Origin of the sequence: Clostridium senegalense, from assembly GCF_018916625.1 — a bacterium.
GTDB lineage: Bacteria > Bacillota > Clostridia > Clostridiales > Clostridiaceae > Clostridium_J > Clostridium_J senegalense.
In genome coordinates, this window is record NZ_JAHLNC010000002.1 from 449735 (window position 1) to 474912 (window position 25178).

A 25178-nucleotide genomic window follows, 5' to 3' on the forward strand; every position below is an offset into this window, starting at 1 on the left:
ATTGTTCAATAATCTTTATTAATTATAACTTATATTTTTATTTTTAGTATAAGTAATTTTAAAATTATCTTTTTTAAAACTTTCCAAATCAAAAATAATATATAAAAAATAACCAGTTAAATTAGTGAGTATTTTCATAATACATAGAAAGGTTATTAAATAAGCCTTTCTATATATTATATTTTAAAATCATCTCATCATTAACTAGTTATTCTTATAAACTATTTTATTTTTTCTCTTGCTATTTCTAAGGCTTTTTTAAGTTGTGGATCATTTTCTCTAGAATAAGCTTTTTCCTTTAATTCATCCGGATATTTAACATTAACATCTGGCTCTATTCCCACTCCATGAATATTTTTTCCATTAGGAGTAAAATATTTAGAAATAGTAACTTTTAAAGCAGTACCATCTCCAAATCCGTCTTGATCCCTGTAAAATGTAGTTTGAACTACACCTTTACCAAAAGTTTTCTCACCTACAATTGTTGCGACACCGTAATCTTTAAGTGCTCCTATAAATATTTCTGATGCGCTAGCACTATTTCCATCGCATAATACAGTAACAGGAACTCCTATACTGTTTCCACCTACTGAATTATAATCTTTTCTATTTCCATTTTTATCTTCAGTGTACACTATTGTTTTTCCTTGTTCTACAAACTGTGAACTCATTTCAACTGTTTGGTCTAAAAGACCACCTGGATTTTCCCTTAAATCTATTACTAAACTTTTCATACCATCTTTTGATAGATTTGCTAAAGCATTTTCAAAGTTTTTAGCTGTATGCTCATCAAACATAGATACTTGTATATATCCTATTTTATCTTCCATCATTTCATAATTTACAGTAACTAAATCTATTTGTTTTCTAACAACATCTATGTTCATCTGTTCTTCTGCTCTAGAAACAATTAATTTTACAGTTTCCCCCTCTTTACCTTTCATCATAGAGGTTGCTTTATCTACTTCATTACCTGTTACTGGCGTATCATTTACTGACATTATAATATCACCAGCCATAACACCTGCTTCTTTAGCAGGAGAATTTTCAAATGTTGATACTACAACTATATTATTATCTTTAACCCCTATTTGTATCCCTAATCCAACATAACTTCCTCCAGTTTGAGTTGTAAACTCAGTAAACTCTTTTTGATTCATATATGTTGTATATGGATCACCAAGTGCAGCAGCCATACCCTTAGAGGCACCCTCTATTAAATTATCTTGATTTATATCCCCTATATAATATTTATCTATTTTATCTTTAATTGTATATAATTTTTCAAAAGCTAATACATTTTGAAAAGTTTTTTGACTTACCACCACTTTTCCATTAGGTAATCTAACTGAAACCATTGTAACTACAAATGCAGTAATTATATTAGTTAAAATTAATAATAACACCGTATATGTAATGGATTTACTTCGTCTATTACTTTTTTTATTATTTCCCCCTATGTGAGCTAAATCTTTCTTTTCATCACTCATTTTCTTCACTCCTTAAATTCACATATATATATTATTTATGTAAATACTTAATAATTATAACATCTTTTTATTAATCTTTACATTATATATATTTTCTACTACTTATTTTTAAAGTACTAGTATAGTATATGTTTTAAATAGAAAATAATTTATTATTAACTATTTATTTATAAAAAAAGTGCTATCTTTAATAAGACAGCACCTTTAAACTAAAATTTCGAACTAAACTTTTAGGAATTTTCTCATAGACAATATACTTCCTATAGAACCTATTAAAATTCCCCCTAATATAAATTCCCATATTAGAACTTTAAATATATAACTACTTGATATAAGTGAAAATCCTAAAAATGCATTAGCGGATTTTGATTGTAATAAAGCATATGCACAAAATACAATTAAAATTGATAATAATGCTCCTATTACACCGAGTATTACACCTTCTATTATAAATGGCCATCTTATAAACCAATCAGTTGCTCCTACATATTTCATTATTCCAATTTCACGTTTTCTAGAAAACACTGTTATTTTTATAGTATTTCCTATAAGGAATAATGACACTAATATAAACACAACAGAACCAATTAAACCCGCTATAGTAACTGAATTAGTTATCTTAGTTACTTGACTTATTAAGTCTCTAGCATCTTTAACTTTTTCTATTCCAGAAAGACCATCAATTTTTTTTACAACATTATCTATAGATTCTGGATTTTTAACTCTAACTATGTATGAACTTGGAAATGGATTTTTCTTGTCAAATCCAGCCATTAAAGATTTTTCTGTATCATCTAATTGATTTTTTACATTATCTAAAGCTTGATCTTTACTTTCAAGTCTTACTTCTACTACACCAGGTGTAGCTTTCAAAGCTTTTTCGAGCTTTTCTAGTTCTTCTTTTTTTATATCATCTTTTAAGTAAACTCTAGCTTCTACTTTAGAACCTAATTCATCTACAGCTTTATTTACATTTACTATTACAAGAGATACTATACCAAATATAAAAAATGTAGCTGCAACAGTGGCAACGGATGCCATACTTAATGTTTTGTTTCTAACAATACTTTTAAATGAGTCTTTAAAAAAATATTTAACTGAATCAAATTTCATATCCGTATTTACCCCTTTCCTCATCTCTTGCTACAGTTCCTTTTTCTATAGCTATAACTCTTTTTTTCATTGTATCAACAATATCTTTAGCATGAGTAGCCATAACAACTGTAGTTCCTGCTCTATTTATATCACTTATAATATCCATTATTTCTAATGAAGTCTCAGGATCTAAGTTTCCAGTAGGCTCGTCCGCAATTAAAAGTGCCGGACTATTAACAATAGCTCTAGCTATTGATATTCTTTGTTGTTCTCCCCCAGATAACTCATTTGGGAATGATTTATATTTTTTAGAAAGTCCTACCATAGATAACACTAGTGGTACTTTTTTATGTATTTCTTTATCAGATGCACCTATAACTCTTAATGCAAATGCAACATTCTCATAAACATTTAAAGTTGGTATTAGTCTAAAATCTTGGAAAACAACCCCTATCTTTCTTCTATAAAAAGGAATCTGTTTATGGGTTACTTCATTCAAATCAGTACCATCTACTATTACTGATCCTGCAGTAGGGTCAACTTCCTTTAATAGCATTTTTATAAAAGTTGATTTTCCTGATCCACTTGGTCCTACCAAGAAAACAAACTCACCTTTATTAATTTCTATATTTAAATTTGATAATGCTAAAACATTATTGTTATACACTTTCGTAACATTTTTAAATTCTATCATTTCCTAGTCTTCACACTCCTATCTTAATGAAAATAACAATCATTGGACTTTTATTCACTTCATTATAGCACAACTTTCTATTATATTGTTTAATAATAGAAAAAATTTTATCGAATTGCAATAGAAATCGGAAAAAAAATAGTGGCAAATATGTAAATCATATTCCACTATTTATATATCCTTTATACCTTATGCATTATTACATCTAATATTAATGAATAACTTAACACATATACACTTGTAGACAATATAGCTCCTATTAGGTTAAACTTTCCATAATACTTACGCCATTCATTTTGATGATTTAACGGCCCCATAGTACTTGGTTTCATAAAAGCAATTCCTGATATGGCTAGTCCAAAACACGAACACCAAATTCCAGTAAACATAATAAATTTAACCACTTCATTAAGTGATAGCTGTGTCTCTCCTAATAAACAATATAATACCCCAATTACAGCTCCTAATATAGCCATAATTAAATAAACTATAATCGATATCTTAAAACTTCTAAAAAGATCTTTAAATATTAATCTTGTTTTTGATAATTTATTTTCATAATTCATCGTAGTCCCCCCAAATTGTAATTTACTGTTAATATATAAATAATTTTATCATAAATTGATAAATAAGAACCCAAAATTCAAACTTTTGTTTCACTATAAGGTTCCAAATTAAATTTTAAACTTATTCATTTATCAAATGAGAAAACTCAAATTAATATTTTATCAATAACTAACAGATTATTTTAGTTAAAAGTTAATAGTAAACAGTTGTAGGATTTTTCTAGTTAAGAGTTAAGAGTGAATAATTAACAGTTATGGTTGTTACTACTCACTTCGTTCCTAGTAATTCTCAACTTACCTTTTTTTATAATTTTAAGTTATTTTATCATATTGTTTTGTAAAAGTCATTATTTTCTGTTAATTGAATAGTAATTTAACTTAATATATTAAAATTTTTCATCTTATAACCTTTATTCTTTAAAGTAATAAAATATTATTATAGAATATTATTATATTTTTATATTATCTTAAAATATTTATAATAAGGAGAATAACATTTATGTCTATAATTGCTTTAATAATAGGAATTACGTTAATAATATATTTTCTATTAATAAACTTGCATTTTGGTAAAGTTTCTTTTAGTATAAATTTATTTATTTTAGGATTAATCTTAATTCTATATTACTATAATAAAGATTTTTTAATTACCACTATCATCTTTAAAATTTTATGTCCTTTTTTAACATTACTTTTTATAATATTTATTGTTTTAGAAATTTTTATTATCTATTTTAGCCTTTCTAAAAATACTTCATATTGCGATTATGTTTTAATTCTTGGTGCTGGACTTAAAAATAATAAACCTAGTAAAACACTACAGTATAGATTAGATTCTGCTATTTATTATATTAGCAATTATAATAATAAGTGTAAAATAATCCTATCTGGAGGTATAGGTGCCAATGAAATAATTTCCGAATCCTTAGCAATGAAAACTTATTTAATTAACAATGGAATAGATGAAAATAGGTTGATATTAGAAGAAGATTCTAAGAACACATTCGAAAATCTCAAATATTCAAAAATTAAAATTTTAAATGATAGTAATGATTTTTCTAAGATAAAAATTAAAATAGTAACTAGTGACTTTCACTGTTTTAGAACTCATATATTAAGTAAAAAAAACAATTATAAAAATGTAACTTTTTATAGTAGTAACAGTAATGTATTATTGAAACCAAACTATTTTATAAGAGAATTTTTTGCCATAGTAAAATCTATATTTTTTTGTTAATAAAAAACGAAATGCTACATAATATTATATAGCATTTCGTTTTTATTCTAATTTTTATTTTAGTTCTAACCCTTTTTTTACAGCTTTAACTATTTCTTTTGCTGTTAATCCATATTTCTCTAATAATTCAGCAGGTTTACCACTTTCACCAAATGTATCTTTTACACCTACTCTTAAAACTGGAACTGGATATGATGAAGTAACCACTTCTGCAACTGCAGAACCTAGTCCACCTATGATACTATGCTCTTCAGCTGTAATAATTACTCCTGTTTCTTTTGCAGAGTTTGAAATAGCTTCTACATCTATAGGTTTAATAGTATGTATGTTTAACACACTTACTTTTATTCCTTCTTCACTTAAAATGTTAGCTGCTTCTAAAGCTGCATCAACCATTATTCCTGTTGCTACTATAGTAGCTTCTTTTCCTTCTCTTAATTTAATTGCTTTACCTATTTCAAATTTATAATCTTCATTTGTATTTATTTGTGGAACACCACTTCTTCCAAGTCTAACATAACAAGGTCCATTATACTTAGCAACTGCTTCTATAGCTGCTTCTGCTTCTTTTGCATCACTAGGGCTTATAACAACCATATTAGGGATACTTCTCATAAGTGCTATATCTTCAATAGCTTGATGTGAAGCTCCATCTTCTCCAACAGTTAATCCAGCATGTGTTGCACAAACTTTAACGTTTAATTTTGGATAGCATATAGAGTTTCTGATTTGTTCAAATCCTCTGCCTGCTGCAAACATTGCAAATGTACTTACAAAAGGTATTTTTCCACAACTAGCTAAACCAGCTGCAACTGACATCATGTTTCCTTCTGCTATACCCATATTAAAAAATCTTTCTTCGCATACTTTTTTAAAATCTGCTGTTTTAGTTGATTTTGATAAATCTGCATCTAAAACAACTATATTTTCATTTTCCAAACCTATTTTTGCAAGTGTTTTTCCATATGCTTCTCTTGTAGCTATTTTACTCATTACGCTTCCCCTCCTATTTCTTTTAATGCTAAATCGCATTGTTCCTTGCTAGGAGCTGATCCATGCCAACCTGCTTGGTTTTCCATAAATGATACGCCTTTACCTTTTATAGTCTTGCACACTATCATTGTTGGCTGTCCTTTAACAGTTTTTGCTTTTTCTATAGCTTCTTTTATAGCTTTTAAATCATGACCATCTTCTAAAACCATTACATTCCATCCAAAAGCTTCAAATTTATCAGCTATAGGATTTGGATTCATAACTTTAGATATATCTCCGTCTATTTGTAGTCCATTAAAATCTACAAATGCAGTTAAATTATCTAACTTATAATGTGCAGCACACATTGCAGCTTCCCACACTTGACCTTCTTGAAGCTCTCCATCACCTAAAACAGTATAGACTCTATAACTTTTTTCATCTATTTTCCCTGCTAAAGCCATTCCAACTGCTGTTGATATACCTTGACCTAAAGATCCTGTTGACATATCAACACCAGGAACATAATTCATATTTGGATGTCCTTGAAGCATTGCTCCTGTTTTTCTTAAATTCATTAATTCTTCTTTTTCAAAAAAGCCTCTTTCTGCCAAAGTACTGTATAATACTGGAGCTGCATGACCTTTTGAAAGAACAAATCTATCTCTATTTGGGTCATGTATATTTTTAGGATCAATATTCATTTCATTAAAATATAAAGTAGTTAAGATTTCTACTGATGATAATGACCCACCTGGGTGACCTGACGCTGACTCAGTTAACATTGTAACTATGTCTTTTCTTATTTCTTTAGTAATATTTTGTAATTGGTCTAGTGTTTTTTCCATACCAATACCTCCTAGATTATCTTCTATTAAATATTATAACAATTTTCTACCTTTTAACAACTATTTATATTTACAAATAGTAAACTAACCGTTTTTATTATTTGCATATTAATTTATTTTAATATGTAAAATAACACTTTATTTCAATAAATAATTTTTAAAATTATAATTTTAGAATTTTACATATAAAAAAGCAGTTATATATAGCACAATAAATACTATACCTAACTGCTTTTTATGTTATATAAACTTTAATTATTTTTATTTTTATGCTTCAAATCTAAACTAAGCATTAATGAAATATCAACTTTTTCCATATCTTCCTTAGTCATATGACCTATTTTTTCTTTTAACCTTCTTTTATCTAAGGTTCTTATTTGTTCCAATAAAACTACAGAATCTTTATTTAACCCATAGTCTTCTGAAGATATTTCAACATGAGTTGGAAGCTTAGCTTTATTAATTTGTGAGGTAATTGCTGCTACAATTACAGTAGGGCTATATCTATTCCCTATATCATTCTGAATAATTATAACAGGTCTCACGCCTCCTTGTTCCGATCCAACAACTGGACTTAAATCTGCATAAAATATATCTCCTCTTTTCACAACAGTTGTCATTAGGCAATTCACTCTCCTAAAGCCTTGATTCATATTCTATGAAATCACAAACATCTTGTTCTAATCCCAATTCAGACATCTCTAAATTTATATCAGCCATTTCAATATATCCATTTTTCATACTTTCTATGAATTCTATTGAAAAATCGTCTTCTATATATAATATGATTGAATCGTCTATTGCTTCTTCTTTTTTTTCATAATCTGAGGTTAAATTGCTACTTATGTTTCTTAGTAAACTTTTAGAAATATCAACATTAAATTTCTTTGAATCTGACATGGAAATCAATACCTCCTAATATAACTAATAACAACCATTATGTACCGTTTTAATTATAATTGAATTAATGTCATAATGTCAAAGAAATTATTGGTTTCTTTTTACTTTATACAACAGTTTTTTACCAAATATGACAGTTATATTGTTATACATAGTTTCTAACCTTAATTACTTTTCCACCTTTTACATACACTCTAGGAACTCTTTTATTTATTGCACAAATAACTTCATAATTTATAGTTCCTAAAAGTTTTGCTATATCATCGGCATCAAATTTATTTCCATGGTTGTCTTCACCTATTAGTATAACCTCATTTCCAACTTTTACACCTTCAATATCAGTAACATCTATCATACATTGATCCATGCATATGCTTCCAACAACAGGAGCAAAACTTCCATTTACAATAACCTTTGCTTTATTAAAAAGTAATCTAGTATAACCATCTGCATATCCCACTGGTAAAGTAGCTATTACACTGTCTCTTTCTGTTGTAAACCTCCTACCATAGCTTATGTGTTTTTCCTTTGGTAAGTTTTTTAAATGTACTATGTTAGATTTTAAAGCCATAACTGGTTTTAAATCTAACTTTTCTTTCATAACTTCATCCGATGGATAATATCCATATAAAATTATGCCCGGTCTTACATAATCAAAATGACACTGTGGCAAATCCATAACAGCTGCACTATTGCTTATGTGTTTACTTTTTATGTTTACACCTAAATCCACTAATTTTTTATAAAAATCATTAAATTGATTTAGTTGTTTTTCTGTATAATCCTTACATTTTTCATCAGCAGATGAAAAATGTGAGAATATGCCTTCTATTTCTATATTAGGAAGTTTACTTATATTAACTATATCCTCAATACTTTGATTATTAGGTAAAAAACCTATTCTTCCCATGCCTGTGTCTATTCCTATATGAATCTTAGCTATTTTATTTTTCTTTTTAGCCATATTCGATAGCTCTTTTGCAAATTCATAATTTATAACAGTTTGTTCAATATCATATTTTAATAATGTATCTATTAAATTTGGTGGAGTAAAACCAAGAATCATTATTGGTGCGTCTATTCCTGACCTTCTTAGTTCTACTGCTTCACTTATTACAGCCACAGCTAATCTTTCAGCACCATTTTCTAAAAGTACAGGTGCTATATCAATAGCTCCATGACCGTAAGCATCTGCTTTTACAACAGCTATAATTCCTTTGCTTTTTGATACTCTTTTTATCTCTCTCATATTATGAGCAAGTTTATCTAAATTGATTTCTGCCCATACTGGTCTTAAATGCCTGAACATTTTCTTCACCTCACAGTAAATTTAACTATTCTAAGCTTATATAATACCCCTAGTTGGCTTTAATGTAACTATCTTTAGTTAATTTCGAAATTTTCAATTTCTTTTAATTTCAAAAATTTATTATAAGTACATATTAATCTTATATTCTCTTTTTCATCTAGAATATGATATTCTCGTGGTAAACCATCTTTAATATCTATATATATTATGCCTTTATATATATTTCTATTATAACCAGGCAATAATAAACTAATAGTTAAATACTGCTTATTGTTTAATTCTTTATTTTCTATAACTACTTCATTGCTTGTATTTATAAGATTAATAAATTCATTTACAAATAATCCTTTTAATACTTCATCAAATCCGTCTGGTAAATCATATTTTTCACCATTATTATTATCTTTAACATGTATCCCCTTATCATCATATGTAAAACATCTATTTTCCCCTAGATTAATTTGTCCCCCTTTTTCTCTTATGTAGATTTGCTTTCCATCATAGGTAAGATTTTGCTTTGCATTTTTAATGTCTATCTTTATATTTGCAGTATATCCATTAATATTTTTTAAATTTTCAATAATCTCTTCATATGCTAAAGGTTTTTGTGGCTTAAATTTAAAAAACATTACAGATATTATTGCTATTATAAAAAATGCTACAATCATTAATAGTGTATTTTTATTTATACTCTTCACTTAATACCCCCTATTAAAATTAATACACTACTATATTATTATGCAATTACCAATACTATAACTTATTTATAAATTTTATATATTTTTATATTAATTGCTTAATATCTCTTCCCTAGAGTCGTCTTTATCTTCTAAAAGCATTTTTATACCATAAGGTAAAAATTCAATTATATGTGTTGCATTTACACAAAACATATCTTTTGATAAAACATCTCCACAGAATCCATGAATGTATGCTGACATATATGTTGCCTGGAATGGTTCATAACCTTGGGCTATGAAAGATGCTATAATTCCCGTCAGTGTATCCCCCATCCCCCCTGATGCCATAGCACTATTGCCTGTAGAATTTATATACACTTCATCACCATTAGTTATTATTGTTTCATACCCCTTTAATAGTAATATAATATTATGTATTTTAGCAAATTCCTTGCATATTTTTACTTTATCCTCTTTTATCTCATCTATTGTCAAATCTGTTAATCTTGACATTTCTCCAAGATGAGGAGTTAAAACGATTTCATTATTTTTCAACTCTAATAATTCAAGATTTCCTTGTAATACATTTAATCCATCTGCATCAATAACTAAGGGGCATTCACTTTTAGTTACAATTTCTTTTAATATATTATAAGTTAAACTATTATTCCCCATACCTGGACCTAATGCTATTACATTGCTTTTTACAACTAAATTATTTATCTTATCAGTTTGTTCATAATTAATTGTCATAGCTTCATTAAGCTTAATACTCATAATTCCCTGTACTGCTTTATGCGTACATAATGTTACAAGACCTGCACCACTTTTTACTGCTGCTTCTGTAGCAAGGTATGCTGCCCCACTAAACCCTTTAGACCCAGCTATAACTAAAACCCTTCCATAATCCCCTTTGTGACCATCTATTTCTCGTTTCACAAAACAACTACCAATAAAATTACCATCTAATTTTTTAGATTTTAAATGAATATTATGTAAATTGGATATTATTGTATTTTTTATTTCCTTTAATCCGCCACTCACTTTAGTTCACCTCCAATATGGCATAGGCTACTGCATTGTCCTCCCCATGAGATATACTTAAATGAATTTTGTATTGTCCATGTTTTTTTGCAACTTCATTAGCCTTTTCTTTTAACGTAACCATTGGTTTACCTAACTCGTCGTTTATTATTACTAAATCTTTTAATCCAAATTGTCTAAATCCAGTTCCTAAAGCTTTAGATATAGCTTCTTTTGCTGCAAATCTTCCTGCTATGTATTGAAAATTCATAGGTTTTTTAGCTATACATTCCAATTCTTCGTCACTTAAAATTTTTCTTGTAAAATTACTGTTTCTTTCAATTGCACTTTTGATTCTTCTTATTTCTACTATATCTACACCAATGCCTACAATCAAATTTCATCCTCCTTTCTTTCTACCAAAAATTGTACTTTTTTTATTATATTATCACAAATTTGAATTTTATAGTAGATATCTTATATATTTTAAATTACATTTTATGTATTTTAATATATTAAATTGCTATGTTTATACTAAAATAAGGGAGATAGCTCCCTTATTTTAATTTATACATATATAAACCAAATAATATATGCGTATTTTAATCTATTATCTGATTTAATATGCCTTTGCTTTATGAAACTGCTACTTTTAAATTTTTATTTTTTATAGCTTCATCGAAATCATTAACATACTCGTCTACATACTCACCTATAACATCTATTAAGTGAATAGGTGAAACTATATTGTTATTTAAAAGCTCTATTATTTCAGTCACTTTCTCTTTTTTAGGACTTATATATCTAACAAAATCCTTATAATTTGAAACAACTTGTCCCTTAACTGTATCTTTTCTTTCCACTTCTATTCCATATGCTTTTAATGAATTGCATTTTTCATTATTCTTAAAATTGTAATCACTTTCTAAAAGTTTATACACATACTCATACTTTACATTATCAATCTCAACTACATTTTTTAAACTTTCAACTATAACCACTGAATACAACCCCCTCAAAAACTAACGCTCTATATGAAATGATTTTATCACTTAAGTTTAAAAAATTATGTCATTTAATGTAGTGTAGATTTTTATTTTCTCCCTTTTAATTGACACATTAATGTTTCTATTGATATATATTATAACTCTGATATAATATTTATTGATTAACTCTTAGTCTTTTTTAGATTATTTTGTCGAAATTGACTAATTTTGTAGAAACTTTTTTGTACTATCATTTTTACCTTTTTGTACAAACTCTAGTCTACCTTTTTGTAAACCTCTTATACCTTTTTGTAAATTTATTACTTTTCTAGTTGTTCTTTTACATTCGCATATCCTTTTTTTATCCTTTGTAGTTCTTCTTCCTTCATATGATGATTTGAGAATTTTGCTTCATTATATATCTTAGTCATACACTCTAAATCCTCCATATTATCAAATTTTAAATTTACTACATTCTTTAATTGTGTAGCTGTCATATAGTTTTTAAAAACCCCTACTTTATCTGTAATCCTTTCAAATTTTTTATAAGTATAAAAAATCTCTTCTTTTATTGTTTTTTTTATTTTTAAAAATTCTTTTATTTTTTCTAACTTACTTTTTTTATTTATATTTTTTTCTTTTTTTATATTTTCTACATACTCTATATAATTACTATCTGCCTTCTTTTTTACAACATGTATTTTACTAAACATTTTATAAACAATTACCATAATTAAGCTTGCAAATAATAATTTTACTACTATATCTAATCCACTATTAACTTTTATATTATTATCAAATATATTTTTAATTTCATTAGAAATTTTTTGATTCTCAAACAAATTTAAATTTTCTATTGAACCACCATTTTTCAGTATTAAATTTCTTAAATTACTTACTACAAATTCAACTAAAACCCCCACAAATTTACTAATAAAACTTATTATGCTTATAAATAATAACCAAATTATATTTAATAATTTTGAAAATGTAATATTAATAAACTTCATTACAGGATCTAAACTCATTACAATAATAATTATTACAATAGATAAATTAAAATATTTAGCTTTTTCATTAAATATGTTATTTTCGTATCTTAAGAGCTCTCTGAATGTAATAATCATTAATGCTAGATAAAAAATATATGCTCGAAATGAATATGCCACTATGTTCTTCCATAAAAAAACATTTGCTAAGCACAAAATTAATAAAGATAATAACATAATGTAAATAAATGTTTTTCTAGTATCAATATATGTTATTGGTTCATCTATCTTTTCTAAGTTTATAAAATATATTACTATAAAATATATTGCTACAATTATATAGGTACTATCATTAATTAAAACTCTTAAAATTGATAGTGTAATTAAAAATGGAATAAATATAGCTAGTTTTTTATTGTAATTTTTATCAATACATATTAATGTACATACGGTTGTTGCTATTGTAAATAATATTAAATAATATGATAAGTTTTTATCTATTAATATGTTAGAAATTAAGTTACCTAATAAGAAATATATAATATTTAATGTGGCCATATATAATAATTTTACTTGTCTAAACCAACTCATACTCTTCCCCCCTTAAATGAGAGCTTTTCTATGCCTGGTATACTTAACACACTAGATGATTGAGATATATCAATTATTTTCATGTTTACATTTTTCTTAGCTATGTCAGATAGTAATTTGCCACTTTCTTCATCTAAATAGGGCGTTATTATTACATAAGTACAATTATTATAGAAATTTTTAATGTTTTGCTTTAAATAATCCGCAAACTTTTTTTTCGCCGAATAATCAATTCGTGCACACATTTCCATTATTTTCGCAAAACTATTTAGCTCTGGCCTTATCTGTGATGGATAATTTTCAACATAGGATAATAATCTTGCATTAGTCCATGCTCCTGTAGGTATGCCTTCTTTTAATGCTTTATTAGAAAGTGCTCCTAGTAACCTTATGCCATCTTCTATGGCGCTTTTTTGTATGTTCTGCCAAGGTTTTTCATCGCATTGAACATTAAATATTATGACCAATTCTCTTTCTGATGTGAAATCATAATCTTTAACCATTAACTTACTCATTTTTAGACTTGATTTCCAATGTATATCTTTCATCCTATCTTCTACATTATATTCTCTTATCCCTTTAATATATAAAGGGTCCTTTTGAATCCATCTTCTTACAGTATTATTTCCATTAAAATTAGTTATATCGAAATTATAATCTCCCAATGGATTAATTCTAGGATAAATTAATATTTCTATATAATCCTCAATTTCTTTAACATTTGTATTTAAGCCGAAAAAGTCTCCAATTGTCACTTTCATATTTTTTATTAAATAAGTTCCTCTTTTACCACACAAAGTATATGTTCTAATTTTTCGTTTATAAGGTCCTATACTATAACTGCTATTATGCCACAAAACTTGACCTTCCTTAAAATCTAAGTTCTCTCCATAATAATTAATACCTTCAGGAATATTTTCTGCAATGTTTAAAAAAGCAATAGGTAATTTTTTATTATTTTCTATAATAATAGATATATTAAATTTCTCATTTTCTATTATTTTATCTTCCTGTACTTTTCTAGAAATACTTAAGTTTTCAAAACCATTTTTTCTTGTAATATACGCTAAATAAACGCACACAGTAGCAAATAAAAACATAAAAATATATAATGAAATCATATTTATCAACTCCTAAATTTCTTCTATTGGAGTTTTTACTGTACTTAATATTAAATTTATTACATTATTAGCTTTATCCTTTTCTACATTTATTTCGCTTTTTAGAACAATTCTATGAGCCATTACCGATACAGCTAATGCCTTTACATCTTCCGGAATTACATAATCCCTTCCATTTATTGCTGCATAAGCTTGACATCCTTTCATCAATCCTAAAGTAACTCTAGGACTACATCCTAGCTCTATATCCATATTATTTCTAGTTGCTACTACAATATTTAATATATATTCTTTAATTTCATCACTTATATGAACTTTACAATAATTATGCTGAACATATTTTATTTCTTCTAATGTTATAACAGATTTTAATATATCCAGTGGATCACTTTCCATAAATCTTTCCATCATGCTTTTTTCTTCATTATAATTTGGATATCCCATAGAAAGTTTCATGAAAAATCTATCTAGTTGAGCTTCTGGTAATGGAAATGTACCAAACTGCTCTATTGGATTTTGGGTTGCAATTACAAAAAATGGCTCCTCTAGTTTTATTGTATTTCCTTCTACAGTTACTTGTCTTTCTTCCATACATTCTAGTAAAGCTGATTGAGTTCTTGGCGTTGCTCTATTTATCTCATCTGCTAAAATTATCTGGCTTAGAAGTGGTCCCTTTCTAAATTCAAATTCTTGATTTTTTTGATTATAGAAATAAATTCCAGTTAAATCTGATGGCAATAAATCAGGTGTAAATTGTATTCTTTTGAATGTACATCCCATAGTTTTAGATAAACTTTTAGCAAGTTTAGTTTTTCCGAGACCAGGAACATCTTCTAAAAGTACATGACCTGAAGTTATAAACGCTACTATAATTTTATCTATATTTTCTTCTTTTCCCACTATAACCTTTCCAACATTCTTTTTAACTTTTTTTTTAAATTCTTCAAATACTTTAATATCCATAAATACTCCCCCCAAGGCTGCATGTTTTAAATAAATGAGTTATATAATTTTATTTAATTTCAATTGATTTTACTTCAACTTATAATTTCTCAATATATAAACATTAAATCTATTTCATTAATAAAATTAACGAAACTTTGTTGTATGTATAATTCATTTATTTAAATATTTTAAAACTATATTCTAATATTATATATTTTATCTTCTATATTTAAAACCCTTTATTTATGCATAAAAAATGTCTATAGGCTAAGCCTATAGACATTTTTTATCCAATATCTTCTTCTGTTTTTTTAGTATTCATGAATTGAAACTCATCTGCAATAACTTCAGATATATATTTTTTCTGACCATCATTTCCTTCAAAACTTCTAGTCTGTAATCTTCCTGTAACGCTTATAAGATTATTTTTATCTAAATATTCACATATTATTTCTGCTTTTTTCCCCCATAAAACTACTGGAATGAAGTCTACACTCTTTTCTCCATTTGCTGTTTTATATGGTCTGTCTACTGCTAACATTATTCTCGTAAAAACTTTATTGTTTTTCTCATCAACAACTCTAATTTCTGGTTTTCTAGTTAACCTTCCTACTAAAACAATCCTATTCATAAAACACCCTCCATTTAACAATATCCTGTTTTAAGAATTTTTAAACTTTAATATTAATAAAATTTAACTTTAACTTTTTAAAATTCTATCCAATATTTTATTTTTTAATCAAAGGTGTAATTAAATCCTAATAGGAAAGTTTAGTTATATATATCTGAAAACTCAATTTTTATTCTTTCTACATTATTACTTTTATTATCTTCTATTAATTTAGATTGTAAAAACGTAGGGTCTTTCTTAGATAACCTATTGGGAAGACTAACTACAAATTCACTTCCAACTCCTACTTTACTCTCAACTGTAATTTTACCACCATGCGCATCAACTAATGCTTTAACTAAGGATAACCCTATTCCGCTGCCTTCATAAGTTCTTGTAAATAGTGGAGAACTTTGAACAAATCTTTCAAAAATTCTTTCTTGCATTTCTTTTGGAATACCCACTCCATTATCTTTAACAGCAATTTCTATAAAATCACCACTATCATATATATTAACCCAAATAGTCCCATTTTCATTTGAACATTTAATTGCATTAGAAAGTAAATTCAACATTATTCTTTCCATATTTTCTCTATCAACGCCAATTATTTTTTCTTCTATCTCTGTATCAAAAATTAAATTTAAATTTTTACTTTCAATATGTTCTACTGTAGACATTGTTATATCTTCAATTATTTTTACAATATCATAATTCCCAAAATTCATTTTTAAATGTCCTACATCTATCCTACTTATATCTATTAAATTATTTATTAACCTTAATAATCTATAACAATTCTGTGTTACAACCTGCAAATATCTTTTACCTGTAATAGAGTCTATATTTTCATTGCCTCTCTTTTTAAGTTCAAATAATTGAACTATGCTAAGTATTATATTTAATGGTGTTTTTAATTCATGTGATATATTAGCTATAAATTCTGTTTTTAATCTATCATATTTTAGTGCTTGTTTTAATTTAAACTTATCTCTTTCTGCATTTTTTCTTTCAGTTATATCACACATAACTAATATAGCCGACAAATTATTTTCAAATAAAAATGGAGATGCACCCAGTTCTATATCTAGCTCTTTTCCATCTTTTCTTAGTAATTTCATTTCTGTAAATTCCACTTGCTTTAATTCACCAAATATATTCTTTTGCATATTCTTTATTATTTTTTTATCTTCATCCTTTATATATTGTGCTAAATTATTATTTAATGTATCTTGTATTGTTTTTTCTCCCAACATAGTTGCAAAACTATCATTTGAAAATGTAATTTTATTATTATTTACTATTGCTACTCCATAAGGTAAAAATTCAAGTAGCTTTTTATAATATTCTTCATTCCTTACCAAATTTTCCTCAATTTTAACTCTTTTACTTATATCTTTTGCAATTAATACACTAAACTCATCTTCATCTTCAAAAAACGACATAAAGCAAACATCAACATAAATTTGTTTTCCTTTAAAAGTTTTTAATTTCACCTGCGATACTGGTAATGCATTATAATAATAATACTCATTTTCGAAAATATTTTTACTGTACTTTTTTTCTTTAGCTTCAAAATTAACTATCTCATAAAATTCTTTTCCTATAATCTCTGATGCATCACTTATTCTTAATAAATGTTGTGCAGCCTTGTTTGCAAATATAATTTTTCTATCTTTTTTTATCATTATTATATTTGGTGAGTATAACAATACTTTATTTACCATCTCCGAATTAATAACGGCATTTACATCAAATTCTTTTTGTAAACACCTTCTATGAATTTTAAAATAATCTGAAACAAATTCTTCACCTTTAATCATACCGTATCCATTTAGATGGCATTTATTTGACACAAGTTTTTTTTCAATTGAAATCAAAAAAACTGGCTTTTCATTATATATCGAATCATTTATAATAATTTTAAAACAAAAGTCTTCTTGATCTTTAGACTTAACTTGTATTTTAAAATCCCCCATATTTTTAAAATTTTTTAAATATTCATAACTCAACATTTCTATATGTTCATTATATACTTCATCTTTTTCCTTTAATTCCTTAATTAATTTTTTAAAACTTTTATTTTTATACAAAACATTGTTTTTTTCAGATAAAATACATATTGGATTATTTAAGTTTTCTAAAAAGAACATATCTTCATCTTTTATAATCATACTTTTTGGTTATAAAAAACTTTAAATACGTTATAAAATAAATATTCTTTAGATTTTTATTAATTTTCAAATATAATATTAATCTTATAACATTTCTATTTTAAATAAGTTTTTTATAACGCCTCCCCCCCTATACCATTTTATATTCTCTTGATACTTAACCTTATAATCTATATATTTACTTTTCATTTATATGTCTAAGTGTTTTTTATTGTATATCTATAGGTTTCAAAACTTTAATTCTAATTCCTACTTTTATCAAATAGTAATTTTATAATTTAAATAGTACATATTAGCTAATGGTTATTGTAATTGTTACCCTCTCTTTTTTTAAATGATATTTAATGCTCATAAAAAGAATAACTTTCTATTACAATTTACAAAGCAAATCATATACAAATTAAGTTTCCTCCAAACTCCTATAGTAACAAATTTCTCTCTTAGTTTATTTTTAAAATTCTTTATAAGACAAAAATATTTCAAATAAATTAGTTATTTAGTAATTAATTTTAAATTTAGCTTATATTTATATAGTAATAAAGCAATACTTAAAATATATATTTTAATAATTAACTAACTCCATTATTATTTTACAATATTTTCTTAATATTTTAATAAATTTTTTATTACTTTTTTCAACAAAATTCATGGTATTTATCTACTTTAATATATAATAAAATCATTATTAATTTATAATTAACAATAATTTAACTTAAGTTGTAACTCAATTGAAAAGAACTTATGTATAATATTAAGATATGTATGATTTTTAATGGTTCTTAAAAAACTACATAGAATCGAGGGATTACGAAATGAAAAAAAAGACAAAAACTATAACTTTTATTATATTATCCATCATAGGTGTTCTTATAATTTTTTCTGGTGTTTATGGATATTCTTTACTAAATAAAATTAAAACTGTTGAATTTACAAAGGATAAAAAAGAATTGGGTATATCAACTTCTGATACTGATGATAACTCAATAGATGATATAAAGGCAACTAATGGAATAGTGAATATTGCTGTTTTTGGAATAGATAATAGATCTATTAATGAAAATGGACGTTCTGATGCTATGTTAATACTTACACTTGATACTAATAGGAATAAAATTAAACTCTCCTCACTTATGCGTGATAGTTATGTAAATATTGATGGTCACGGTTATGAAAAACTAAACCATGCCTATGCATATGGTGGTCCTTTATTAGCCGTGAAGACTATAAATCAAACTTTTAAGTTAGATATAGAAAATTATATTACTGTTAATTTTGAATCTGTTATAGATATAATTGATTACTTTGGTGGTGTAAACCTTACTATCACTGAAGAGGAAAGAAATTTAATAAATAAGTATCAGTATGAAGCTGCAGAAATAACAGGTAAACCTATCCAACCACTTAATTCTTCTGGTGAAGTAACATTAACTGGTATACAAGCACTTTCATATACCAGAATAAGAGAAATAGGTAATGGAGACTTTGAAAGAACTGAACGTCAAAGAGAAGTTTGTGAGTTATTAATAGAAAAAGCATTGAATATGGGCTTAACAGATATTCCTGGTGCTATTTCTTCTCTTGCAGAAATGGTAACTACTAGTCTATCTAAAGGTGAAATGCTTACTTTAGGTAAATCTGCATTAAATTCTATATCTTCTTTTGATGAACAACGCTTTCCGTTAGATGGGTATTGTGATAGAAAAGTAGTTGATGAAGTTTGGTATTTAAGTTTTGACGAAGCTGAAACAGCTAAACAAATTCATGACTATATATATAATGACATAAAACCAACTCCTAAAGATCCTTTATTTTAAGTAAAAAAACTATGAAATTTTTTAAATTTCATAGTTTTTTTATATATCATTAAATATTATAGTTATTAAAATTTAAGTCAATTAAATAATCTTTTAAACTATCTTTTATATCATTATTTCTTAGTGCAAATTCTATATTAGCTTTTAAAAAACCTAATTTATCACCAATATCATACCTTTTTCCAGTAAAGTTATATGCATAAACTGATTCTTTTTTAGAAAGTTCATTTAATGCATCTGTTAATTGTATTTCATTATTTTTAGAAGGCTTTATGTTTTCTAATATATTAAATATTTCAGGTGTTATAATATATCTTCCTAATATAGCAATATTGCTAGGAGCTACTTCTATAGATGGCTTTTCTATTAAACTTTTAACTTTATATAATCTATCATTTTCTATATTCCCATCTACTATTCCATACTTATATACTTCATCTTTTTCAACATCTTGAACACCTAAAATTGTAGAATTTTTTGCATTAAATTGATTTATTAGTTGTTTTATACAAGGTTCTTTACTATAAACGATATCATCTCCTAATAGCACTGCAAATGGTTCATCTTTTATAAATGATTTTGCACATAATATTGCATGCCCTAATCCTTTAGGCTCTTTTTGCCGTATATAATGTATATTAGCCATATTAGTTATATCATTTATCTCATTTAATAATATTTTTTTATTATTTTTCTTTAAATTCATTTCCAGTTCCAAAGCTCTATCAAAATGATCTTCTATCGCTTTCTTATTATGACCTGTTATTATGAGTATATCTTTAATTCCAGAATCTACTATTTCCTCTACTATATATTGTATCGTTGGTTTATCTAGTATAGGTAACATCTCTTTTGCTATAGCTTTGGTAACGGGTAAAAATCTAGTACCAAGACCTGCCGCCGGTATAACAGCCTTTGTAATTTTCACTTTTTATCTCTCCTTACTCATCATACACTAACTTCTATAAGGCCTAAGTTTCCTATTATACAATATTCACCTAAAGAAGATGGAATCATTACTAATTCACCTAAATTTATGGTTTCTGTCCCCTCCATATAAGTTATTACTCCCTTGCCACTAACACATATATATACATTAAATCCATCTTTATTACTTGCTTTTAGTAAGTTCTTGTTTATATCATACCTTTTTATAGAAAAAGATTTAAAATCGCCAAATTCATAACAAATATTATTTTTAATTATTTTTTTCTTAGGAATAATTTTTTCACATTTTAATTTTTCATTTATTACTTTAGTAGCCTTATTTATGTGTAGTTCTCTACCTCTATTATAGTCATACACCCTATAAGTTAAGTCACTACTTTCTTGTATTTCAAGAAGGGTTATTCCTTTACCTATTCCATGTATTAAACCTGCCTCTATATAATAAAGTTCATTTTCCTTAGGTTGTGTATAATTTAAGTGATTTTCTAATTTTCCATTAACTATTTTTTCTTTAATATCATGTTTTTCAACATTATTTAAGCCTGTAATTATTTTTCCATCATTTTTAACTTTTAATATATACCATGCTTCTGACTTTCCATTGTCATTTTCAAAATTTTCAGCATATACATCATCTGGATGAACTTGAATAGAAAGATTATCATTAGCAGTAATAAATTTGATTAATATGGGAAATTTATCTTCTGATATATCTTTACCTATTATATTTTTTTTATTTTCTTTTATTAGTTCTTTTAATTTTATTCCTTTATATTTTCCATTGCTTATTATACTTTCACCATTAGGATGACAGGACAATTCCCAAGACTCACCAATGTTACCTTCTGGAGCATCTTTTTTTATACTTTCAATATCTCTTCCACCCCAAATTTTATTAAAATATATAGGGAAAAATTTCAATGGATACATATACTCCTCCTTAAACCATCGCTATAAGAATTTAAAATATTATATATGGAAACAAATTTTTATTTAAATTTATACATGAAATTTTTTATTTTAATTGAAACTATTAACTATATATACTTTTTATTCACCTTAAAAATCTCTAATTTTTATAACAATAATACCTTAGAACATTAATTCGAATTCCTATATTTTAAATCCCATATATTATATATTTATGAGTAATATCTATTTTTTATATTTAAATATAGAAAAAAGACTATCAAATCTTATGAAATGCACATCAATGCACATAAGTCTGATAGTCTCTTCTGTATATTACTTATAATATTTAATAATATTTTATTTTTTTTACTCTTTTATTCTTGTCACTATAGAATCCGCACTTTAATTCCTTTTCATGGCGCAATATTGCATTCAACTCTCCCCCTAATAAGATTATTATAGACGTAATATATAGCCATAACATTAAAACTATTATAACTCCTATTGTTCCATATACTGATGAATAATTACTAAAATTATTTACATAAAAAGAAAATACATAACTTGACACTAACCATCCAACCGTTGTAAATACAGCTCCTGGTACTACCTCACTCCAACTTAACTTTCTTGCTGGTATAAGACGGTACATAGCAGCAAAAACAAATATCATTGACGACAATGCCACTGGGTACCTAATTAAATTAATATAATCAAATAGTGCCCATTCTAAATCTAACCAATTTTTTAAGCCATTACTTATTGCCTCTCCAAATACTAAAAATGCCAAAACAAACATAATAACTCCTATAAGACCAATCATAAATACTATAGACATTAAAATAATATTAATATAATTTCTCTTTTCTTTTGTTTCATATGCTCTATTCAAACCATACATTATTGCTCTAAAACCTCTTGAAGCTGTGTACAATGTAAATATTAATGAAAATGATAACAATTCACTATTTCTAGTTTGTAAAACACTCCTTACAGTATTTTCCACTAACATATATGCTTCATTTGGCATAACTGTTTTTAATGCTATTAAAACCTCTGTTGGTTCTAAAGAACTATGCCCCAATAATGTAAGCAGAAAGATTAAAAATGGGAAAAATGATAACAACATATCATAAGCAAGTTGTGATGCTAATGCAGATATATTATGTTGCTTATATTTTACAACCATCTTTAATATATAATCCGTTATACACATGTATTCTTTTTTCACCATCCTTTTTACTTGATATGTATTTAATAATACTATCAAGTATTTACTATGCTTAAAATCTTCAGAATTTATACAAAAAATTTTAAAAATCAACTTTAACCCCTATCATACAAAATTAATTAGAGTTAAATTTTCTAATTTATAATCTTCATTGTGATTTTTAAAGTATATATTGACTATAATATTTATAATTAATATTATAACATTATTTTTCTTATTGGTAAAAAATGTATTGAATTAACATTATGTGAACTTTTAAAAGTTTTATGAATATGCATTTGTGAGGTGAAAGTAGATTATGAAATTAGGATTAGCTCAAACAAATATTAAATGGGAAGATAAAAAATTTAATATTAATATTGCTGAAAAATTTATATTAGAAGCAAAGACTAAAAATGTTGATTTAATTCTCTTTCCTGAAATGTCATTTACCGGTTTTTCCTTTAATGTAGAAAAATTAGGTGAAGATGATGACTTTACTATAGATAAAATCAAACTACTATCAAATAAATATGATATAGCCATTGGTTTTGGCTATATAAAAAAATGTTTTTATGAAAATACCTTACTAGGTAAAAATGAATATATAGTAGTTTACAAAAATAATATTATTTCAAATTATACTAAGATACATCCCTTCTCATTTTCTAATGAAGATAAATATTTTATTTCTGGTTCAACTATAGTTTTTAGTTCTATTAAAGATATCACTTTTTCAACTTTTATTTGTTATGATTTAAGATTTCCAGAAATATTTCAAATTGCATCTAGAAAAGCTGATTTAATAACAGTAGCTTCTAATTGGCCTATAGAAAGAATTGATGACTTTAAATTACTTCTTAAAGCCCGTGCAATAGAAAACCAGTGTTATATAGCTGGTATAAACCGAATTGGAAATGACCCATCCTTAATTTATAATGGTTGTTCTTGTATAATCGATCCTTTTGGAAAAGAAGTTATTTCTATTGAGAACTCTGAAATTTTATTAGTAGCAGATATAGATAAAAATTTAGTTTTAAATCATCAAAAAGATTTTCCTTTGAAAGCTGATAAAAAATATAATCTATATAATAAATATAATAATTTATTATATTAAGATTAAGTTCTCTAATTTTAAATTAGAGAACTTATTTTTATCTAAAACTTCTTTAATTTTATTTTAAATTTTCATTTACTATAATATATAAGTAAATACATCCTCATTTCTTTCTGGTGCTATTGGAGCTTCACAATCTTTATAACCTAAAGCTACCGCATAATATGGTTTATAACCTTCTTTTAAATTTAAAACTTTAGCTTCTTCTTTATTTTCAAAGAAGTATGAAACTAATCCATTCCATAATGAACCTATATTTAAGCTTTCTGCTGCTATAAGCATATTTTGTATAGCTGCGCTACAATCTGTAAGTGGTGAATATGTTCCCTCTTTACCAGAAACTATTACTACTGTAGGTGCATTATAGAAAAGAGGTCTATTTTTAGATCCTAATTTAGAAATCCATTCTATTTCTGAGTTTTTCATAGCCTCATTAGCTACCTCACTAATTTTATTTAAAACCTCTTTATTTTGTATTATTGTAAAATGCCATGGTTGATCATTATGACCTGTAGGTGCATATATTGCTGATTGTACTATTGCATTTAATTCTTCTTTAGTTATTTGACTATCTTTAAATTTTCTTATGCTTCTTCTGTTTTTTATAGCTTTTAAAGTTTCATTATTAGTCATATTTTCCCTCCAAAATTTATAAATATTAAAATTATTTTTATAAAAAATTTATTGTAAGCCCTATACAAAATTTAATTTATAATTAAATTAAATATAGTCAATAAATTTAATTATATTTATTATATTAACATTATAATGAATATATTTGTAGTATAATATAAAGATACTAGCTTTTTATTTACGTTAAGTTTTTTACTTGATTGAAGTATAAATTTAAATTCTAGTTCAAAACAATATACAAGATAAAATAAATTTTATTTATTATTAATTTTAAAATTTATTAGTAATATATATAATTTAATATATATATATTA

General features: G+C 25.7%; 25 protein-coding genes. 3 read left to right on the top strand and 22 right to left on the bottom strand.

Features of this window, described 5'->3' with window-relative positions; genetic code table 11:
* Positions 1 to 221 precede the first annotated feature (221 nt).
* From KQI36_RS07195 to KQI36_RS07210, 4 genes are all read right to left on the bottom strand, one after another.
* Positions 222 to 1490, bottom strand: coding sequence for a S41 family peptidase (locus KQI36_RS07195; RefSeq protein ID WP_244991514.1), 1269 nt, complete (start codon positions 1488 to 1490; stop codon positions 222 to 224).
* A 222-nt stretch (positions 1491 to 1712) separates the two neighbouring features.
* Complete coding sequence (ftsX, locus tag KQI36_RS07200) at positions 1713 to 2603, bottom strand: permease-like cell division protein FtsX (protein WP_216450341.1); 891 nt, start codon at positions 2601 to 2603, stop codon at positions 1713 to 1715.
* The gene (ftsE, locus tag KQI36_RS07205; protein WP_010294733.1) at positions 2593 to 3279 is read right to left on the bottom strand and encodes a cell division ATP-binding protein FtsE; all 687 of its coding nucleotides are present in this window, start codon (positions 3277 to 3279) and stop codon (positions 2593 to 2595) included. The genes ftsX and ftsE overlap by 11 nt, the downstream gene beginning before the upstream one ends.
* Before the next feature lie 182 nt (positions 3280 to 3461).
* Positions 3462 to 3845: a hypothetical protein gene (locus tag KQI36_RS07210; protein ID WP_216450342.1), complete on the bottom strand. Its 384-nt coding sequence runs from the start codon at positions 3843 to 3845 to the stop codon at positions 3462 to 3464.
* Positions 3846 to 4344: 499 nt separating this feature from the next.
* Between KQI36_RS07210 and KQI36_RS07215 the strand changes: the two genes are divergently transcribed.
* A complete protein-coding gene (locus KQI36_RS07215; protein ID WP_216450343.1) occupies positions 4345 to 5082 on the top strand; it encodes a YdcF family protein in 738 nt (245 codons plus the stop codon).
* 54 nt (positions 5083 to 5136) lie between these two features.
* Here KQI36_RS07215 and KQI36_RS07220 read toward each other — a convergent pair whose 3' ends face one another.
* From KQI36_RS07220 to KQI36_RS07285, 14 genes are all read right to left on the bottom strand, one after another.
* Positions 5137 to 6075: a transketolase family protein gene (locus KQI36_RS07220; protein ID WP_010294741.1), complete on the bottom strand. Its 939-nt coding sequence runs from the start codon at positions 6073 to 6075 to the stop codon at positions 5137 to 5139.
* Positions 6075 to 6902, bottom strand: coding sequence for a transketolase (locus tag KQI36_RS07225; RefSeq protein ID WP_216450344.1), 828 nt, complete (start codon positions 6900 to 6902; stop codon positions 6075 to 6077). The genes KQI36_RS07220 and KQI36_RS07225 overlap by 1 nt, the downstream gene beginning before the upstream one ends.
* Before the next feature lie 251 nt (positions 6903 to 7153).
* A complete protein-coding gene (locus KQI36_RS07230; RefSeq protein WP_010294745.1) occupies positions 7154 to 7522 on the bottom strand; it encodes a type II toxin-antitoxin system PemK/MazF family toxin in 369 nt (122 codons plus the stop codon).
* A gap of 16 nt (positions 7523 to 7538) precedes the next feature.
* The gene (locus KQI36_RS07235; RefSeq protein ID WP_216450345.1) at positions 7539 to 7802 is read right to left on the bottom strand and encodes a CopG family transcriptional regulator; all 264 of its coding nucleotides are present in this window, start codon (positions 7800 to 7802) and stop codon (positions 7539 to 7541) included.
* Between the two features lie 145 nt (positions 7803 to 7947).
* Positions 7948 to 9111 (bottom strand): alanine racemase, encoded by a 1164-nt coding sequence (gene alr / locus KQI36_RS07240; RefSeq protein ID WP_216450346.1) that lies wholly within the window; start codon positions 9109 to 9111, stop codon positions 7948 to 7950.
* 74 nt (positions 9112 to 9185) lie between these two features.
* On the bottom strand, positions 9186 to 9809 hold the full coding sequence (locus KQI36_RS07245) for a germination lipoprotein GerS-related protein (protein WP_216450347.1): 624 nt from the start codon (positions 9807 to 9809) through the stop codon (positions 9186 to 9188).
* 90 nt (positions 9810 to 9899) lie between these two features.
* A complete protein-coding gene (locus KQI36_RS07250) occupies positions 9900 to 10835 on the bottom strand; it encodes an NAD(P)H-hydrate dehydratase (protein WP_216450348.1) in 936 nt (311 codons plus the stop codon).
* 1 nt (position 10836) lies between these two features.
* Positions 10837 to 11211: a holo-ACP synthase gene (gene acpS, locus KQI36_RS07255; protein WP_010294757.1), complete on the bottom strand. Its 375-nt coding sequence runs from the start codon at positions 11209 to 11211 to the stop codon at positions 10837 to 10839.
* Between the two features lie 238 nt (positions 11212 to 11449).
* Entirely contained in the window at positions 11450 to 11815 is a 366-nt protein-coding gene (locus KQI36_RS07260) for a DUF6514 family protein (RefSeq protein WP_216450349.1), read from the bottom strand.
* 305 nt (positions 11816 to 12120) lie between these two features.
* Entirely contained in the window at positions 12121 to 13380 is a 1260-nt protein-coding gene (locus KQI36_RS07265; RefSeq protein WP_216450350.1) for a hypothetical protein, read from the bottom strand.
* Entirely contained in the window at positions 13377 to 14501 is a 1125-nt protein-coding gene (locus KQI36_RS07270; RefSeq protein WP_216450351.1) for a DUF58 domain-containing protein, read from the bottom strand. The genes KQI36_RS07265 and KQI36_RS07270 overlap by 4 nt, the downstream gene beginning before the upstream one ends.
* Positions 14502 to 14513: 12 nt before the next feature.
* Positions 14514 to 15464 carry an AAA family ATPase gene (locus KQI36_RS07275; RefSeq protein ID WP_216450352.1) on the bottom strand — a complete coding sequence of 317 codons (951 nt, stop codon included), beginning with the start codon at positions 15462 to 15464 and terminating at the stop codon, positions 14514 to 14516.
* A 268-nt stretch (positions 15465 to 15732) separates the two neighbouring features.
* Positions 15733 to 16077, bottom strand: coding sequence for a single-stranded DNA-binding protein (locus tag KQI36_RS07280; RefSeq protein WP_010294767.1), 345 nt, complete (start codon positions 16075 to 16077; stop codon positions 15733 to 15735).
* A 140-nt stretch (positions 16078 to 16217) separates the two neighbouring features.
* On the bottom strand, positions 16218 to 18230 hold the full coding sequence (locus tag KQI36_RS07285; RefSeq protein ID WP_216450353.1) for a sensor histidine kinase: 2013 nt from the start codon (positions 18228 to 18230) through the stop codon (positions 16218 to 16220).
* 812 nt (positions 18231 to 19042) lie between these two features.
* On the opposite strand from KQI36_RS07285, the gene KQI36_RS07290 reads away from it, so the two are divergent.
* Positions 19043 to 20044 carry an LCP family protein gene (locus tag KQI36_RS07290; protein WP_216450354.1) on the top strand — a complete coding sequence of 334 codons (1002 nt, stop codon included), beginning with the start codon at positions 19043 to 19045 and terminating at the stop codon, positions 20042 to 20044.
* Positions 20045 to 20093: 49 nt separating this feature from the next.
* Here the strand turns inward: KQI36_RS07290 and galU are convergent, their stop codons facing one another.
* The 3 genes from galU to KQI36_RS07305 form a co-directional block, all read right to left on the bottom strand.
* Complete coding sequence (galU, locus tag KQI36_RS07295; protein ID WP_216450355.1) at positions 20094 to 20972, bottom strand: UTP--glucose-1-phosphate uridylyltransferase GalU; 879 nt, start codon at positions 20970 to 20972, stop codon at positions 20094 to 20096.
* Positions 20973 to 20992: 20 nt separating this feature from the next.
* On the bottom strand, positions 20993 to 21922 hold the full coding sequence (locus KQI36_RS07300) for a type I phosphomannose isomerase catalytic subunit (RefSeq protein WP_216450356.1): 930 nt from the start codon (positions 21920 to 21922) through the stop codon (positions 20993 to 20995).
* A 328-nt stretch (positions 21923 to 22250) separates the two neighbouring features.
* Complete coding sequence (locus tag KQI36_RS07305; RefSeq protein ID WP_244991516.1) at positions 22251 to 23228, bottom strand: YihY/virulence factor BrkB family protein; 978 nt, start codon at positions 23226 to 23228, stop codon at positions 22251 to 22253.
* Positions 23229 to 23433: 205 nt separating this feature from the next.
* Between KQI36_RS07305 and KQI36_RS07310 the strand changes: the two genes are divergently transcribed.
* Positions 23434 to 24231, top strand: a complete 798-nt coding sequence (locus KQI36_RS07310) for a nitrilase-related carbon-nitrogen hydrolase (RefSeq protein ID WP_216450357.1) — start codon at positions 23434 to 23436, stop codon at positions 24229 to 24231.
* A 78-nt stretch (positions 24232 to 24309) separates the two neighbouring features.
* Here the strand turns inward: KQI36_RS07310 and KQI36_RS07315 are convergent, their stop codons facing one another.
* Positions 24310 to 24864 carry a nitroreductase family protein gene (locus tag KQI36_RS07315; protein WP_216450358.1) on the bottom strand — a complete coding sequence of 185 codons (555 nt, stop codon included), beginning with the start codon at positions 24862 to 24864 and terminating at the stop codon, positions 24310 to 24312.
* Between the last annotated feature and the right edge of the window lie 314 nt (positions 24865 to 25178).

Bases quoted from the DNA above. Each gene is read 5' to 3' on its own strand.
- KQI36_RS07300 (WP_216450356.1), bottom strand. From the start codon at position 21,922: ATGTATCCATTGAAATTTTTCCCTATATATTTTAATAAAATTTGGGGT.
- KQI36_RS07315 (WP_216450358.1), bottom strand. From the start codon at position 24,864: ATGACTAATAATGAAACTTTAAAAGCTATAAAAAACAGAAGAAGCATA.
- alr (WP_216450346.1), bottom strand. From the start codon at position 9,111: ATGTTCAGGCATTTAAGACCAGTATGGGCAGAAATCAATTTAGATAAA.
- KQI36_RS07225 (WP_216450344.1), bottom strand. From the start codon at position 6,902: ATGGAAAAAACACTAGACCAATTACAAAATATTACTAAAGAAATAAGA.
- ftsX (WP_216450341.1), bottom strand. From the start codon at position 2,603: ATGAAATTTGATTCAGTTAAATATTTTTTTAAAGACTCATTTAAAAGT.
- KQI36_RS07290 (WP_216450354.1), top strand. From the start codon at position 19,043: ATGAAAAAAAAGACAAAAACTATAACTTTTATTATATTATCCATCATA.
- KQI36_RS07215 (WP_216450343.1), top strand. From the start codon at position 4,345: ATGTCTATAATTGCTTTAATAATAGGAATTACGTTAATAATATATTTT.
- KQI36_RS07275 (WP_216450352.1), bottom strand. From the start codon at position 15,464: ATGGATATTAAAGTATTTGAAGAATTTAAAAAAAAAGTTAAAAAGAAT.
- KQI36_RS07310 (WP_216450357.1), top strand. From the start codon at position 23,434: ATGAAATTAGGATTAGCTCAAACAAATATTAAATGGGAAGATAAAAAA.
- KQI36_RS07220 (WP_010294741.1), bottom strand. From the start codon at position 6,075: ATGAGTAAAATAGCTACAAGAGAAGCATATGGAAAAACACTTGCAAAA.
- KQI36_RS07280 (WP_010294767.1), bottom strand. From the start codon at position 16,077: ATGAATAGGATTGTTTTAGTAGGAAGGTTAACTAGAAAACCAGAAATT.
- KQI36_RS07210 (WP_216450342.1), bottom strand. From the start codon at position 3,845: ATGAATTATGAAAATAAATTATCAAAAACAAGATTAATATTTAAAGAT.
- KQI36_RS07230 (WP_010294745.1), bottom strand. From the start codon at position 7,522: ATGACAACTGTTGTGAAAAGAGGAGATATATTTTATGCAGATTTAAGT.
- KQI36_RS07235 (WP_216450345.1), bottom strand. From the start codon at position 7,802: ATGTCAGATTCAAAGAAATTTAATGTTGATATTTCTAAAAGTTTACTA.
- KQI36_RS07195 (WP_244991514.1), bottom strand. From the start codon at position 1,490: ATGAGTGATGAAAAGAAAGATTTAGCTCACATAGGGGGAAATAATAAA.
- KQI36_RS07265 (WP_216450350.1), bottom strand. From the start codon at position 13,380: ATGAGTTGGTTTAGACAAGTAAAATTATTATATATGGCCACATTAAAT.
- KQI36_RS07285 (WP_216450353.1), bottom strand. From the start codon at position 18,230: ATGATTATAAAAGATGAAGATATGTTCTTTTTAGAAAACTTAAATAAT.
- ftsE (WP_010294733.1), bottom strand. From the start codon at position 3,279: ATGATAGAATTTAAAAATGTTACGAAAGTGTATAACAATAATGTTTTA.
- KQI36_RS07270 (WP_216450351.1), bottom strand. From the start codon at position 14,501: ATGATTTCATTATATATTTTTATGTTTTTATTTGCTACTGTGTGCGTT.